Annotated in this window: 13 protein-coding genes; 5 read left to right on the top strand and 8 right to left on the bottom strand. The window is 71.3% G+C overall.

Annotated features, from left to right (window positions below; all coding sequences use genetic code 11):
- The coding region (locus ABD785_RS19585) for an ABC transporter substrate-binding protein (RefSeq protein WP_344830164.1) at positions 1–661 on the bottom strand (661 nt) is incomplete at its 3' end.
- Between the two features lie 147 nt (positions 662–808).
- On the opposite strand from ABD785_RS19585, the gene ABD785_RS19590 reads away from it, so the two are divergent.
- The gene (locus ABD785_RS19590; RefSeq protein WP_344830167.1) at positions 809–1,816 is read left to right on the top strand and encodes a LacI family DNA-binding transcriptional regulator; all 1,008 of its coding nucleotides are present in this window, start codon (positions 809–811) and stop codon (positions 1,814–1,816) included.
- Positions 1,813–2,418, top strand: a complete 606-nt coding sequence (locus ABD785_RS19595; RefSeq protein ID WP_344830171.1) for a class I SAM-dependent methyltransferase — start codon at positions 1,813–1,815, stop codon at positions 2,416–2,418. Before ABD785_RS19590 ends, ABD785_RS19595 begins: the two co-directional genes overlap by 4 nt.
- Here ABD785_RS19595 and ABD785_RS19600 read toward each other — a convergent pair.
- The gene (locus ABD785_RS19600) at positions 2,415–3,809 is read right to left on the bottom strand and encodes an MFS transporter (RefSeq protein ID WP_344830174.1); all 1,395 of its coding nucleotides are present in this window, start codon (positions 3,807–3,809) and stop codon (positions 2,415–2,417) included. The genes ABD785_RS19595 and ABD785_RS19600 overlap by 4 nt on opposite strands.
- Before the next feature lie 84 nt (positions 3,810–3,893).
- Between ABD785_RS19600 and ABD785_RS19605 the strand changes: the two genes are divergently transcribed.
- Complete coding sequence (locus ABD785_RS19605) at positions 3,894–4,553, top strand: TetR family transcriptional regulator (protein ID WP_344830177.1); 660 nt, start codon at positions 3,894–3,896, stop codon at positions 4,551–4,553.
- A gap of 10 nt (positions 4,554–4,563) precedes the next feature.
- Here ABD785_RS19605 and ABD785_RS19610 read toward each other — a convergent pair whose 3' ends face one another.
- Positions 4,564–4,905, bottom strand: coding sequence for a DUF6285 domain-containing protein (locus tag ABD785_RS19610; RefSeq protein ID WP_344830180.1), 342 nt, complete (start codon positions 4,903–4,905; stop codon positions 4,564–4,566).
- Positions 4,906–4,962: 57 nt separating this feature from the next.
- Here ABD785_RS19610 and ABD785_RS19615 point away from each other — a divergent pair, with 57 nt between their 5' ends.
- Positions 4,963–6,135 carry an acyl-CoA dehydrogenase family protein gene (locus ABD785_RS19615; RefSeq protein ID WP_344830183.1) on the top strand — a complete coding sequence of 391 codons (1,173 nt, stop codon included), beginning with the start codon at positions 4,963–4,965 and terminating at the stop codon, positions 6,133–6,135.
- Between the two features lie 12 nt (positions 6,136–6,147).
- Here ABD785_RS19615 and ABD785_RS19620 read toward each other — a convergent pair whose 3' ends face one another.
- The 4 genes from ABD785_RS19620 to ABD785_RS19635 are packed head-to-tail and all read right to left on the bottom strand — an operon-like array spanning position 6,148 to position 10,287.
- The gene (locus ABD785_RS19620) at positions 6,148–7,068 is read right to left on the bottom strand and encodes a phosphotransferase family protein (protein WP_344830186.1); all 921 of its coding nucleotides are present in this window, start codon (positions 7,066–7,068) and stop codon (positions 6,148–6,150) included.
- A gap of 23 nt (positions 7,069–7,091) precedes the next feature.
- Positions 7,092–8,369, bottom strand: coding sequence for a sugar ABC transporter permease (locus tag ABD785_RS19625; RefSeq protein WP_344830188.1), 1,278 nt, complete (start codon positions 8,367–8,369; stop codon positions 7,092–7,094).
- Positions 8,366–9,139: an ATP-binding cassette domain-containing protein gene (locus ABD785_RS19630; RefSeq protein WP_344830190.1), complete on the bottom strand. Its 774-nt coding sequence runs from the start codon at positions 9,137–9,139 to the stop codon at positions 8,366–8,368. Before ABD785_RS19630 ends, ABD785_RS19625 begins: the two co-directional genes overlap by 4 nt.
- Positions 9,140–9,171: 32 nt before the next feature.
- Positions 9,172–10,287 carry a sugar ABC transporter substrate-binding protein gene (locus ABD785_RS19635; protein WP_344830192.1) on the bottom strand — a complete coding sequence of 372 codons (1,116 nt, stop codon included), beginning with the start codon at positions 10,285–10,287 and terminating at the stop codon, positions 9,172–9,174.
- Positions 10,288–10,630: 343 nt separating this feature from the next.
- On the opposite strand from ABD785_RS19635, the gene ABD785_RS19640 reads away from it, so the two are divergent.
- Positions 10,631–13,507 (top strand): galactose-binding domain-containing protein, encoded by a 2,877-nt coding sequence (locus ABD785_RS19640; protein WP_344830194.1) that lies wholly within the window; start codon positions 10,631–10,633, stop codon positions 13,505–13,507.
- A gap of 10 nt (positions 13,508–13,517) precedes the next feature.
- Here the strand turns inward: ABD785_RS19640 and ABD785_RS19645 are convergent, their stop codons facing one another.
- Positions 13,518–14,306 carry an ABC transporter permease gene (locus ABD785_RS19645; RefSeq protein ID WP_344830196.1) on the bottom strand — a complete coding sequence of 263 codons (789 nt, stop codon included), beginning with the start codon at positions 14,304–14,306 and terminating at the stop codon, positions 13,518–13,520.
- Between the last annotated feature and the right edge of the window lie 41 nt (positions 14,307–14,347).

A 14,347-nucleotide genomic window follows, 5' to 3' on the forward strand; every position in this document is an offset into this window, starting at 1 on the left:
TCTCCGGCCCCAGATCAGAGATCAGGACCGCTTCGAACAGCATCTGCTGCGTCCAGTCCTTCCCCACCGCCAGGGGGGTGGCGACGCCCTTGGACTTCAGGGTGTCGAGCTGGGTGAAGAACTCCGGCAGCGTCGTCGCCGCCTTGCTGATCCCCGCCTTCTCCAGGACCTTCTTGTTCGCCCACAGCACGTTCGCCCGGTGAATGTTCGCCGGAACCGAATAGATCTTCCCGTCCACCGTCAGGCTGTCGATCAGACCCTTCGGGAACGCCGAGGACAGACCCCACTCGGTGTAACTCGCGCTCAGATCCTCGATCTGACCCGCCTTGATGTAGTCGTTCAGCTCCGCCCCCGCATGAGCCTGGAACGTGTCGGGCGGGTCGCCCTGCTGAAGCCGGGAGGCCAGGACCTGCTTGGCGTTCGCACCCGCACCACCGGCCACCGCACCGTTCACGAACTCGAACTGCGAACAGTCGGTCTTGAACTGCGAGACGAGGCCATCCAGACCAGCCTTCTCACCACCATCAGCCCACCAGGTGAAAACCTCCACCTGCTTACTACCACTACCGCCGCCATCGCCGTCATCGGCGCCGCAACCACTCACGACGAGAGCCACGGCGATACCCGCCGCGGCCAGAACTCCACGGGTGCTGAAACGCATCCGTCCTCCAGATGTTGGGGTGGTGTGTGTTCTGGGTGCGTACAGAAACCCCCGTTATCGTTAACGCTCGCCCATACTCCGCTGCCCCTCCTCGGGTGTCAAGGGCCCCCATATATCTCCCCAAAATCTGCTGGTAACGTTAACGAAATGAAGCGTCGGCCCACGATGAAGGACGTCGCCCGGCTGGCCGGTGTCAGCACCATGACGGTGTCACGCGTGGTCAACGGTGAGGCAGGGGTGGGGCCGGAAACGGCCGCGCGGGTCGAGCGGGCGATCCGCGGCCTCGGCTACCAGCGCGACGCCGTCGCCCGGCAGTTGCGGCGCAAGGGCCAGCTCACCCAGACGATCGGGCTGCTGGTCGACAACGTGGCCGATCCGTTCATGGCGGCGTTCGCCTCGGCCGCCGAGGACGTCGCCCGGCAGCGCGGCAACGTCGTGCTGATCGGATCCTCCCGCGACGACCTGCGCCGCGAACGCGAAGTGATCGCCGCGTTCACCTCGCGGCGCGTCGACGGCATGATCCTCATCCCGGTGGAGGGCAGCCACCGCTTCCTGCTGCCGTCGATGGCGACGGGCACGCACGTCGTCTGCGCCGATCGCCGCGCCCCCGGGCTCGACGTCGACACGGTCATCGTCGACAACCGTGACGCCGTCCGGGAAGCCGTCGGCCATCTGGTCGCGCACGGCCACCGGCGCATCGCCTTCCTCGGCGACCGCAAGGAGATCTGGACGCTCGCCGAACGCCGCACGGGCTACACCGAGGCGCTCGCGGAGGCGGGCATCCCCCTCGATCCCGGGCTGGTCAGGCACGGTCTGCGGGTGGCCTCCGACGCCGCGGCGGCCGTCACCGGGCTCCTCGCCGCGCCCGATCCGCCGACGGCCGTCCTGGCCGGGAACGACATCGTGGCCGTCGGCGTCCTGGAGACGCTGCCGCCCGCCGTCGCGATGATCGCCTTCGGTGACTTCGTGCTCGCCGACCGGATCTCTCCCCCGGTGACGGTCGTCTCCCAGGATCCGGTGGCCATCGGCACCACCGCCGCCCACCTGCTGTTCGCCCGCATCCACGGCGACACCTCGCCGCCCAGGACCGTCACCCTTCCGACCAGGCTCATCACCAGGGGGTCGGGCGAGCTGCCCGCTAGGGTCGGCGCATGAGCCGATGGGAAGAGCTGACCGGCGGGACGTCGGGGGACGAGTACGCGGCGCGGTTCGCCGCGCTGGCCGCGACAGGCAGGGACATGCACGGTGAGGCGCGGTTCTGCGACGCCCTCGTGGCGCCCGGCGCGCGGATCCTGGACGCCGGATGCGGCACCGGGCGGGTCGCGATCCGGCTGGCCGAGCTCGGCCACGACTGCACCGGGGTCGACCTCGACGCGTCCATGCTGGCCGTCGCCCGCAAGGCCGCGCCGGAGCTGCGGTGGTTCGAGGCCGACCTGTCCCGCCTCGACCCGGACGCGCTCGGCTTCGAGGCGGGCTTCGATCTCGTGGTCGCCGCGGGCAACATCTTTCCGCTGCTGGCCCCCGGCACCGAGGCGGAGACCGTCCGCCGCCTCGCCGGGGCCCTGCGCGACGGCGGCCTGCTGGTGTCCGGTTTCGGTCTCGACCGCGCCCACCTGCCCGTCGAGCCGACGATCACCCTGGCCGAGTACGACGCCCACTGCACGGCCGCGGGCCTCACCCTCGTGGACCGCTTCGCCACCTGGGACGCCGCCCCCTACGACGACGGCGGCTACGCGGTGAACGTCCACGTCCGCTAGCCCTTCTCCCCGCGCGGGACGAGGACGGCCAGGGCCGCGACGAGGAGCATGAGGACGGCCGAGACGGCGAAGGCGTGGCGGTAGCCGGTGAGGGGGTCGGCGGGGGCGGCGGCGATCGTGGCCAGGGCCGCGAGGCCGAGCGAACCGCCCACCTGACGGCCCGTGTTGATCACTCCGGAGACGAGGCCCGCCTCACCGGGTGCCGCCGCCCCGGTCGCGACGGCGGCGACCGGTGTGAAAGTGAGCCCCGACCCGAGGCACATGACGACGGCCGGGCCGAGGATCCCGGCCGGGTAGCCGCTGCCGGCGCCGATCCTCGACTGCCACAGGAACCCCGCGGCGGCCAGCAGGGCGCCCGCCGCCAGGACGGCCCGCGGTCCGAAGCTGCGCATGAGCGCGGGCGCCGACCGCGCCCCCACGACGATCGCGACGGTGTGCGGCAGGAATCCCAGGCCGGCCTCGACCGCGCTGTAGCCGAGGACGGTCTGCATGTAGAGCGACAGGAAGTACCACATGGCGAAGAAGGCGGCCCCGACCAGCATCATGGTCGCCGTCGCGGTCGAGACGGCCCGTGAGCGGAACAGGCCGAGGGGCATCAGCGGCTCCCGGGCGAACCGCCCCTCGACCAGCAGGAACAGCAGGAGTGCGAGGAGTCCCGCGAGCATCGGGCCGAGCGCGTCCGCCGAGGCCCAGCCGTGCTCGTGGGTCCGGGCCGTCCCGTAGGCGACGGCGCCGAACCCCGCGGTCACGAGCACCGCGCCGGTGACGTCGAGCCGCCGTGCGGCGGGCGCGGCCTCCTCGGTGAGCAGCCGCAGGGCCGCGGCGAACACGACGGCCCCGACGGGCACGTTGATCAGCAGCACCCAGCGCCAGGACAGGTACTCCGTCAGCAGCCCGCCGAGGGCGGAGCCGACCGCCCCCGCCGACGCCCCCGCGGCGCTCCAGAGCGCCACCGCCCTGGTCCGGGCGGCCGGATCGCGGAAGGCGGTGGCCAGCAGGGTGAGGGTCGCCGGGGACAGGATCGCCGCGCCGACCCCCTGGAGCGAGCGCGCCGCGATCAGCGTGCCCGGCGTCGTGGCGAGCCCGCCGCCGAGGCTCGCCAGCGCGAACAGCGCCAGCCCGGCGAGGTAGACGCGCTTGCGGCCGAACAGGTCGGCGGCCCGCCCGCCGAGCAGCAGGAACCCGGCGAAGGTCAGCGCGTAGGCGTTGACCACCCACTGCAGTCCCGTCGCGCCGAACCCGAGATCGGCGCGGACGGCGGGCAGGGCGACGTTGACGATCGAGACGTCGAGGACGACGAGGAACTGGCCGAGGCAGGCGAGAAGGAGCACGGCCCGCTGCCGTGCCCCGCCCTCCTCCGGCGCTTCCACGGGGAGATCGGTGGCTGTCACGGGGGTCCTTTCGGCTATCGGAGCGGAGCGCTCCGCTCGGAATGCTAGCGGAGCGCTCCGCTCCGGTCCAGATAGGCTTCGAGGATGAGCGCTCCCGAGACCCTCCCCGCCGCCCACGCCCAGGGCGGGCGCAAGGCCGAGGCCGAGCGCAACGACAGGACCGTGCTCAACGCGGCCCGCGAGGTCTTCTTCGAGCTGGGCTACGACGCCCCGATGTCGGTGATCGCCGAGCGCGCGGGCGTCGGCATGGGCTCGCTCTACCGGCGCTACCGCAGCAAGGAGGAGCTCGTCCGGCGCCTGTGCACCGTCGCGATGGAGGGCACGCTCCAGGCCGCGGAACGCGCGCTCGCCGCGGAACCCGATGGATGGTCGGCACTCACCCGCTTCATGCGCGAGTCTCTGACCTGCGGCGCGGGCGCGATGGGCCGCTTCGCCGGCGCCTTCCCCGTCACCGAGGAGATGGTGCGGCTGAGCGAGCGCGGCGCGGACGCCATGCAGGCGCTGCTGGACCGCGCCGCCGCCGAGGGCTCACTGCGCCCCGGCGTCGTCACCGGCGACCTGGTCCTGATCCTGGAGATCCTGCGCACCCGGTTCAAGACCACCCCGGAACGCGCCGACGAGCTCCGCCTGCGCTACCTCGCCGTCCTCCTGGACGGCCTCCGCCACCACGGCGACCCCCTGCCCGCCCCCGGCCCGACCTGGACCGAGATCGGCGAACGCTGGGGCCCGCCCGGCGACGCCTGACCTGCTTCCCCTAACCGAGGTGACCGGGGTTGGCCACCTCGAGCTTGGCTCTGGTCGCCTCGGCGAGAGCCGCCAGCAGGGCCGGGTCGTGCGGATCGAGGGTCCCGGAGCGGATCGCGGCGGCCAGGGCGGCGTCGTCCCGCTGGCCGAGGGCGGCCAGCCGGGCGGCATGGTCGGCCGCGTGGCCGGCTCCGAGGGTCAGCTCGCGTTCGACCATCCCGAGGACGTGCGCGGCCACGAGGGCGTGGAAGCGCAGGCCGCCGCCGGTGGCGGGGAGCACCTCGGCCTCGAGGAACTCCCGGACGGCCTCGATCAGCTGGACGGTGGTGGGGGCGTCGTGGGGGGCTGGCATGGCGCGTGAACCCTTCGCGAGACAGAATGCGATTCTAGTCACGCGAAGGGAACGGACATGAGCTTCGAGGTACCGGAATCGGTGCGGCCGCTGCGGGAGGCCGTCCACGCTTTCATGACCGAGCGGGTGGAACCCGCGGAGGACGCCCTGCACGCGGGCGACGAGGCGCTGCTGCGCGACCTCCAGCGGGAGGCGAAGGCGGCGGGCCTGTGGGCGCTCGGCCACCCGAAGGAGCTGGGCGGCGGCGGCCTGCCGTTCCTCGACTACGTCTACGTCAACGAGGTGCAGGGACGCAGCGAGTTCGGCCAGCTCGCGCTCGGCACGTTCACGTTGCAGGACTCGCTGATGCTCGACCGGTACGCGGCCCCCGCCCAGCGTGAGCGCTTCCTCGAACCCCTGGTCAGGGGAGACATCTACCCGAGCTTCGCGATGACCGAGCCGGGCCTGTCGAGTTCCGACCCCACCCAGCTCACCACGTCCGCGACGCTCGAGGACGGCCACTGGGTGATCCGCGGCCGCAAGTGGTTCACCACGCTGGCCGACCGGGCCGCCTACACGACGGTCATGTGCCGCACCGAGACCGGCGCGAGCCCGTACCGCTCGTTCAGCATGATCCTCGTCCCGACCGACACTCCCGGCTACCAGATCATCCGGGAGACCCCGGTGCTCGGGCTGAACGGCGGGCACTGCGAGGTCGTCTACGACGAGGTGCGCGTCCCGGAGGAGAACCTGCTCGGCCCGCGGGGCCAGGGCTTCGTCATCGCCCAGGAGCGGCTCGGCCCCGGCCGGATCTTCCACTGCATGCGCTGGCTCGGCCAGGCCCAGCGCGCCTTCGACCTGATGTGCGCCCGGCTGCACGACCGCGAGGCGTTCGGCGGTTCGCTGGCCACCAAGCAGCTCCTCCAGCAGCACGTCTTCGACTCCCTCCAGGAGATCCAGGCGGCCCGGCTGCTCACCCTCAACGCCGCGCACGCCATCGACGCCGGCGGCCAGGCGCGGGTAGAGATCGGCGTCATCAAGGTCGCGGGGGCGCGAATGCTGCACAACGTCATCGACCGGGCCATCCAGGTGCACGGCGCCGAGGGCCTCACCGGCGACACCCCGCTCGACCGGATGTACCGGCACGCCCGCGCCGGCCGCATCTACGACGGCCCCGACGAGGTCCACATCACCCGGACGGCGCAGCGCGTCCTGGACGTCTACGCCAAGGGCGGCACCTGGAGCTTCTGAAGCCCCGGAGCCTCACGGGAGCGAGTGGAGGAGGTCCCACTCGTTCTCGGCGACCCGGCGGCCCAGCGCGGCGAGCTCGACCGAGCGCTCTCCGCCGCTCAGGTGCCGCCGGGCCTGCATCACGCAGATGACGGCCCACTTCAGCCCGGCGAACGTCTCCCACCAGCGCAGCGCCTCGAGGTCGATCGTGGTGCCCGACGCCCGCTCGTAGGCCTCGACGAGCTGCTCGTAGGGCCCGAACCCGCCGACCGGCGACGCCGAGCCGAACCGCCACGCCTTCGCGCACAGCCAGCCGAGGTCCTCCAGCGGGTCGCCGAGGTGCGACAGCTCCCAGTCCAGGACCGCTCGCACGCCGTCCGGGCCGACGATCAGGTTGCCGTTGCGGAAGTCGCCGTGCACGACCACGGTCCGTTCCGGGGCGGGCCGCGCCAGTTCCAGCCGGCGGAACGCCAGCTCCAGCACCGGATGCGGCTCACCCAGCTCGGCGAGGACGCCCGACCAGCGGGCCAGCTCGTCCTCCTCGGGCAGGTCCGCGATCGTGGCGGGCGGGATGGTGTGCAGCGCCGCGAGGATCGTCCCGCACTCCCCCGCCAGCCGCTCCCTGGCCTGGGCCAGCTCCGGCGCGCGCAGGATCCGCCGCGGGATCGTCTCGCCCTCGACCCGCTCCATCACGATGAAGTCCTCGCCCTCGGCGACGATCTCCGGGACCGGCACTCCCGCCGTCCGGGCCGCCCGCATCAGAGCGGCCTCGCGCGCCAGCGGGCTGGTCACCACCTCGGCGCCCGGCGTGGTCTGCCGGAGGATCAGCGGCACCCGCCCCGCGGCGGTGACCGCGTCGAAAGCGGACGTGAGCCGGGAAGCGCCTCCGCTGTCCCGGCTCAGTCCTTCGATCTTCACATCGGGTCCGTAGACCGCCGCGAGCTCGCGTTCCATGCCCGCAATCTACGCGTCCCCGATCACGCCCGCCCGGCCGCCTTCTGACTTCTGCGGCTGACCGAGTCGATCACCACGGCGGCCAGCAGGACCGCGCCGGTGACCATGAACTGGATGGAGTTGCTGACGCCCTGGAGGGCCATGCCCGAGGCGATCGACTGGATGACGAGCATGCCCAGCAGCGCCGAGAAGGTCGAGCCGCGCCCGCCGAACAGGCTGGTGCCGCCGATGACCGCGGCCGCGATGGCCATCATCAGGACGTTGCTCTGGCCCGTCGCCTGGCTCGCGGAGGAGATCCGCGAGGCGGCGAAGATGCCGCCGACCGCCGCCATCCCGCCGGAGATCATGAACACCGAGATCCGGATCCACGGGACGCTGATGCCCGCGCGCCGGGCCGCCTCGATGTTGCCGCCGACCGCGAAGACCTTCCGGCCGTAGGACGTGCGGCGCAGGATGAAGTCGGTGAGCACGCAGACGATCAGAAAGATCAGCAGCGCGACCGGCAGGCCCTTGTACTGGTTCAGGATGTAGGCCACCCCGAGCGCGACGATCGCGAGCCCGGCCGTGCGGATCAGCAGGTCGGTCATCGTCCTGGACGGCACCCCGGCGGCCTTGCGGCGCTTGTTCCCCAGGAAGGAGACCGCGAAGAAGCCCGCCACCGCGAGGATGGCCAGCCCGTAGGCGGCGACCACCTGGCTGAAGTAGGAGCTGGTCAGCTTGGAGACCAGCCCGTTGTTGTCCAGGTTGATCGTGCCGTTCGGGCCGAGGATCTGCAGCTGCAGACCGCTCCAGGCGAGCATGCCGGCCAGGGTGACCACGAACGCCGGTACTCCGATCTTGGCGAAGAACCAGCCGTGGACGAAGCCCAGCAGCGTCCCGACCAGCACCGCGGCGATGATCGCCAGCACCGGGTTCCAGCCCTTGTTGACGTTCAGGACCGCCAGGACCGCGGCCGCGACGCCGCTCACCGAGCCCGCCGCCAGGTCGATCTCTCCGAGCAGCAGCACGAACACGATGCCGACCGAGATCATGCCGGTCGCCACGATGTCGATGCTCAGGTTCGACAGGTTCTGGGCGGACAGGAAGTTGCTGTTCAGGCTCTGGAAGACGATCCAGATCAGCACGAGCCCGACCACGACCGGCAGCGAGCCGAGCTCGCCGCCCTTGATCTTGCGGGTGAACTCGTGCAGGTAGCCCTTGAACCCCTCCTGCTGGACGACCAGCCGCGGGTCGACCTGCGCGGTCGCGGCGGCCTCGTTCTGCGGCGCGGCCGCGGGTGGCGGCTCGTTGGCCGTGCTCATCGCGCCTCCCCCTTGGCCTGGCGCCGGGTGACGGCGTTGTCCGTCGCCCCCGTGATCGCGGAGATGATCTCCTCCTGGGTCGTGTCGGCCGTGGTGAAGAAGCCGTTGTTCCGGCCGAGCCGCAGGACCGCGACCCGGTCGGCGACGGCCCGCACGTCGACCATGTTGTGACTGATCAGGATCACGCCGAGTCCCTGCTCGCGCAGGCGCTCGACCAGGTCGAGGACCTGCGCGGTCTGCTCGACGCCGAGCGCGGCCGTCGGCTCGTCCAGGATGACGATCTTCGGAGCGCCCAGCAGCGAACGCGAGATCGCGACCGTCTGGCGCTGGCCGCCCGACAGCGACGCCACCGGGATCCGCACGCTCGGGATCTTGATCGACAGGGTCCGGAGCAGTTCCTGCGCCCGGGCCTCCATGGCGACCTCGTCCAGGATCGAGAACCTGCGGATCTCGCGGCCCAGGAAGAGGTTGCCGACCACGTCGAGGTTGTCGCAGAGCGCGAGGTCCTGGTAGACCGTCGCGATCCCGAGCCCCTGGGCGACCGAGGGGCTGCCGATCGAGACCGGCTTGCCCTCCCAGCGGATCTCGCCCTCGTCCGGCGGGCCCACCCCGGCGATCGCCTTGATCAGCGTGGACTTGCCCGCGCCGTTGTCGCCGACCAGCGCGACGACCTCTCCCCGGTTCACCTCCAGGTCCACGTCGGTCAGCACCTGGACGGCGCCGAACCGCTTGCTGACTCCCCGCAGCGCGAGGACGGGTTCACCCGCCATGTCGACCTCCTGCCCGAAGTTGGGGAACCGGCTTACGTCAGGCCCGCGGACTTGCAGGCGGCGGCGACCTGCGAGGTGCAGATCTCCTGGACCGTCCAGAAGTTGTCCTTGACGACGGTGTCCTTGACGTTGTCCTTGGTCACGACCTGCGGCGTGATGATCTGCGCGGGCACCGTGGCGACCGTCTGGTTGCCCGACGGCGTCTTGCCGCTGCCCAGGTCGATCGCCATCTGCGCGGCGGCTTCGGCCTCCGGCTTGATGGGCTTGTAGATCGTCATGGTCTGGGTGCCGAGCATGATCCGCTGGATCGCGGCGAGCTCGGCGTCCTGGCCGGTCAGCGGGGTCCCGGTGGGGACGCCCGCGTTCGCCATGGACTTGGCGATGCCGCCGGCCATGCCGTCGTTGGCGGAGTAGACGCCGACGACCTTCTTGGCACCGAGCGCGGTGAACGCGCCGTCGGCCTCGACCGCCGCCTTGTCGGGGCTCCAGTCGGGGGTGTCGTACTCCTTGCCGATGGTGACCTGGCCGTCGAGGACGGAGTGGGCGCCCTTCTTGAAGTCGCCCGCGTTCGGGTCGGTCGGCGAGCCGTTGATCATGACGATCGGGCCGCGCTTGGCGTCGCCGCCCTTCTTGATCGCGTCGAGCAGGGCCTGGCCCTGCAGCTTGCCGACCTGAAGGTTGTCGAACGAGGTGTAGGCGCTGATCGGACCGGTCGCGAGCCGGTCGTAGGCCACGACCTTGACGCCCTGCCCGTTGGCCTTGCTGACCGACGAGGAGATCGCCTTGGCGTCGACCGCGTCGAGGATCAGGACCTTGGCCCCGTTGGTGAGCATCGTGTCGACCTGCTGCTGCTGCAGGTTCGGGTCCTGGTTGGCGTTGGCGTAGACCACTTCGCACTTCGGGCAGAGGGCCTTGACCTTGTCCGTGATGTACGGCTTGTCGAACTTCTCGTACCGGGCCGTCTTCGTCTCGGGCAGCAGCAGCCCGACCTTGAACCCCTGGTCGATCGTTCCGCTGGTCCCGCCCGAATCGCCCGATCCCGAGTCGTCGGACTCCTTCGCGCTCCCGCAGGCCGTGGCCCCGACCAGAAGGACGACGGCCATCCCGGCCGCGCCCAGGCTCTTCTTCCCGATGGACTTCTTCCCCACAACGAACCCCCCGATATTCACAGCAGAGGTACCCCTCGCCGATACCGCCCGAATACCCGTGACCAGCGGAAAGACACTCCAAAGATCGTTTACCGACCGTCTCTTGACCCGCCCTTTCCTCGGCGCGCCGCGTCCGACCAGGCATAAGTCTGAGATTTGCGGAGTTTCGTCAGTATCTTGCGGTTCACCGTTCATGGTTTTAGTGTGTGTGTTGCTTGATTGCCGCCGCGGGGCGACGGCGGCAGTGCCCACCCCCCATGCCCAGCCTGTTGTCAGAGCGTTCCTGACGACGCGGGGCTCTTCGTGTCCGGAAGGGTTCGTCGTGTCGAGTACCAGTCATGCCGTGCGGAGAAGGCGGAGGATCGCCGCGGTGGCGGCCGCCGCCCTGGCCCTCGGCGGAGCGGGTCTGCTGACCCTGCCCGCCCCCGCCACCGCCGCGGTGGCGCCGTTCATCCAGTCACCGCTCGACGTCGCGGGGCGCGGCGCGACGGTGCCGTTCACCGAGTTCGAGGCCGAGGATCCCGCGCACGCGACGACCAACGGCCAGCTCATCGGGCCCGACCGCCTCTACGGGAACCTGCCCTCCGAGGCCTCGGGGCGGCGGGCCGTCAAGCTCGACGCCACCGGCGAGTACGTCGAGTTCACCCTGACCAAGCCCGCCAACTCGGTCAACGTCCGCTACAGCGTGCCCGACAACGCCGCGGGCACCGGCATCACCGCCCCCATCGACCTGCGCGTCAACGGAAGCAAGGTGCAGGACCTGTCCTTCACCTCCAAGTACGGCTGGTACTACGGCGGCTACCCGTTCGGGAACACCCCCGGCAACAACCCGCACCACTTCTACGACGAGACCCGCGCGCTGCTCGGGACCACCTACCCGGCGGGCACGAAGATCCGGTTCCAGGTCTCCTCGACCGCGGTCGCCTCCTCCTTCACCATCGACCTGGCCGACTTCGAGCTGGTCGGCCCCGCCGCCGGGCGTCCCGCGGGCTCCCTGTCGGTCGCCGACTTCGGCGCCGTCGCGGGCAACGCCGCCGACCAGACCGCCGCCTTCCAGGCCGCGGTCGACGCCGGCAAGGCCCAGGGCAAGGCCGTCTACATCCCCGCGGGCACCTACACCCTCTGGGACCACGTCGTCGTCGACGGCGTCACCCTCCAGGGCGCGGGCCCCTGGTACTCGGTGCTCACCGGGCGCCACCCCACCCAGCGCAACCGGGCCGCCGGCGTCTACGGCAAGTACGTTCCGGGCGGCGGCTACACCGGCGGCGTGCGGGCGCACGAGGCCAACGGGCCCAGCCGGAACGTCACGCTGAAGGACTTCGCCATCATCGGCGACATCCAGGAACGCGTCGACGACGACCAGGTCAACGCCCTCGGCGGCGCCATGTCCGACTCGACCGTCGACAACCTCTGGATCCAGCACACCAAGGTCGGGGCCTGGATGGACGGCCCGATGGACAAGTTCGTCATCAAGAACACCCGGATCCTCGACCAGACCGCCGACGGCGTGAACTTCCACACCGGCGTCACCGGCTCAGCCGTCACCAACACCTTCGTCCGCAACGCCGGCGACGACGGCCTCGCCATGTGGCCCGAGCGGATCGCCAACGTCGGCAACTCCTTCGACCACAACACGGTGATCGCACCGATCCTGGCGAACAACATCGTCACCTACGGCGGAAAGGACATCAAGATCACCGACAACGTCGTGTCGGACACGGTCACCAACGGCGGCGGCATCCACGTCGCCAACCGCTACCCGGGCGTCAACGGCGCCACCGGCGTCTCCGGGACGATCGACGTCTCCCGCAACACGCTCATCCGGGCCGGCAACAGCGACTACAACTGGCAGTTCGGCGTCGGCGCCCTCTGGTTCGACGGACTCAACGAGCCCGTCAACGCCACGATCAACGTGACCGACACCGACATCCTCGACAGTTCCTACGCCGCGATCCACACGATCGAGGGCAACACCAGGACCGTCAACTTCAAGAACGTGAACATCGACGGCACCGGCACCTACGCCATCCAGGCGCAGGCACCGGCCACGATGACCTGGCAGAACGTCAAGGTCGCGCACATCGGCGCGGGCGTCGCGGTCCACAACTGCGTCGGCACCGGCTTCACCGCGCCGACCGACACCAACGGCAACAGCGGCTGGAGCTCCGGCTCGACCTGCACCGGCCAGTGGCCCGCGCCCAACTACATCTACCCGGGCCCCGGCGGCGGCCCCGACCCGACGCCCACCCCGACCGAGCCGACCCCGACCCCCACGACTCCGACTCCGACGCCCACGGACCCGGCGGGCTGCCTCGGCACCGGTGACGTCGCCCGCGGCAAGTCCGCCACCTCGACCAGCTCCGTCGGCGGGTTCCCCGCGGGCAACGCCGTCGACGGCAACGACACCAGCTACTGGGAGAGCACCAACAACGCCTGGCCGCAGTCGATCACGGTCGACCTGTGCGCCGCCGCCCCGGTGAACAAGGTGACGCTCAAGCTGCCGCCGTCCAGCGCGTGGGGCGCCCGCACCCAGACGATCTCGATCACCGGTTCGGCCGACGGGAACTCCTGGACCTCGCTGGTGCCGTCCGGCGGGCGGGTCTTCGACCCCGCCACGGGCAACTCCGTCACCCTCTCCTTCACCTCGGCCGACGTCCGGTACGTCCGGGCGACCGTCACCGGGAACACCGGCTGGCCCGCCGGTCAGCTCTCGTCGTTCGAGGTCTTCACCGGCACCACCACGACCCCGACCCCCACCCCGACCCCCACCCCCACTCCGACACCGACGCCGACGCCGACCGGCAACCTCGCCGCCGGACGGCCCATGACGGCCGGCAGCCAGACCCAGGACCTGGCCCCCTCGCGCGCCGCCGACGGCAACGCCTCCACCTACTGGGAGAGCACGAACAACGCCTGGCCGCAGACGCTCAGCGTCGACCTCGGCACGGCCAGGCAGGTCTCCAGGATCGTGCTGAAGCTGCCGCCCGCGGCCGACTGGGCGACCCGCGTCCAGACCCTGGCCGTCCTGGCCGGTGACGACGGATCCACCTTCGGCACCACCGCCAAGGCCTCCCAGGGCTACACCTTCAGCCCGGCGACGGCCAACACCGTCACGATCACCTTCCCCGCGATCACCAAGCGCCACCTGCGCTTGCAGATCACCGGGAACACCGGCTGGCCCGCGGGCCAGATCTCCGAGTTCGAGGTCTACGGCTCCTAGAAGGCCAGGGCTAGACCTCGCGCGAACGCCGCCCGGGACGGGGAGAACGCCCCCGTCCCGGGCGGTTCCGTTCCCCGGCGGGGGCCGGGCGGATCGCGAACTCGATCGTCAGGGCGATCGCGACGGACTGCGCCGCCAGCAGCGCCACCAGCACCACGAGCTGGACGATCGCCGCCTGGGCCGGGGTCGCCCCGCCCAGCAGCATCCCGACGAACGCGCCCGGCAGCGTCACGAGCCCGACCGTCCTGGTCTGGTCGAGCGCCGGGATCAGCGCGGTGGCCGCCGCCGGACGGCAGATCTCCAGCGCCGCCTGCCGCGCGGTGAACCCGAGCGCCAGCGCGGCCTCCACCTCGCCCCTGCGGGTGCGGAGCTCGTCGCGGCAGCGCCGCCCGCACAGCGCGGTCGCCGTCATCGTCCCGCCGACGAGAATGCCGGCCACCGGGATGACGGTGAGCCCGCCGGGCGGCACCAGCCCCGTCCCGACCAGCAGCGCCACCACCGGGACCGACCCGCCGGCCAGCGGGACGATCGCCCAGCGGGCCCCGTCCAGCCGGGAGGAGGCCGTGTGCGCCGCCACCGCGTACATCACCACGACGAACAGGGCCGTGGCCCACGAACGCGTCGCCACATGCGTGATGACCAGCGACACCAGCCCGAGCTGGACGCCCGCCCGCACGCCCGCCGTCAGCACCGCCCGGCCGTGCCCGAGCCGCGCCGCCGCCGCGACCCCCGCCGCCGCCACCAGCGTCAGCCCGGTCACCACGAAAAGCGGAGGTCCCACCACGAACAGCCCGTTCACCCGCGTGATCGTACGCGCCGTTTACCCCCGGTGACCAAGGG

The sequence above is a fragment of the Actinocorallia longicatena genome, from assembly GCF_039534125.1.
GTDB lineage: Bacteria > Actinomycetota > Actinomycetes > Streptosporangiales > Streptosporangiaceae > Actinocorallia > Actinocorallia longicatena.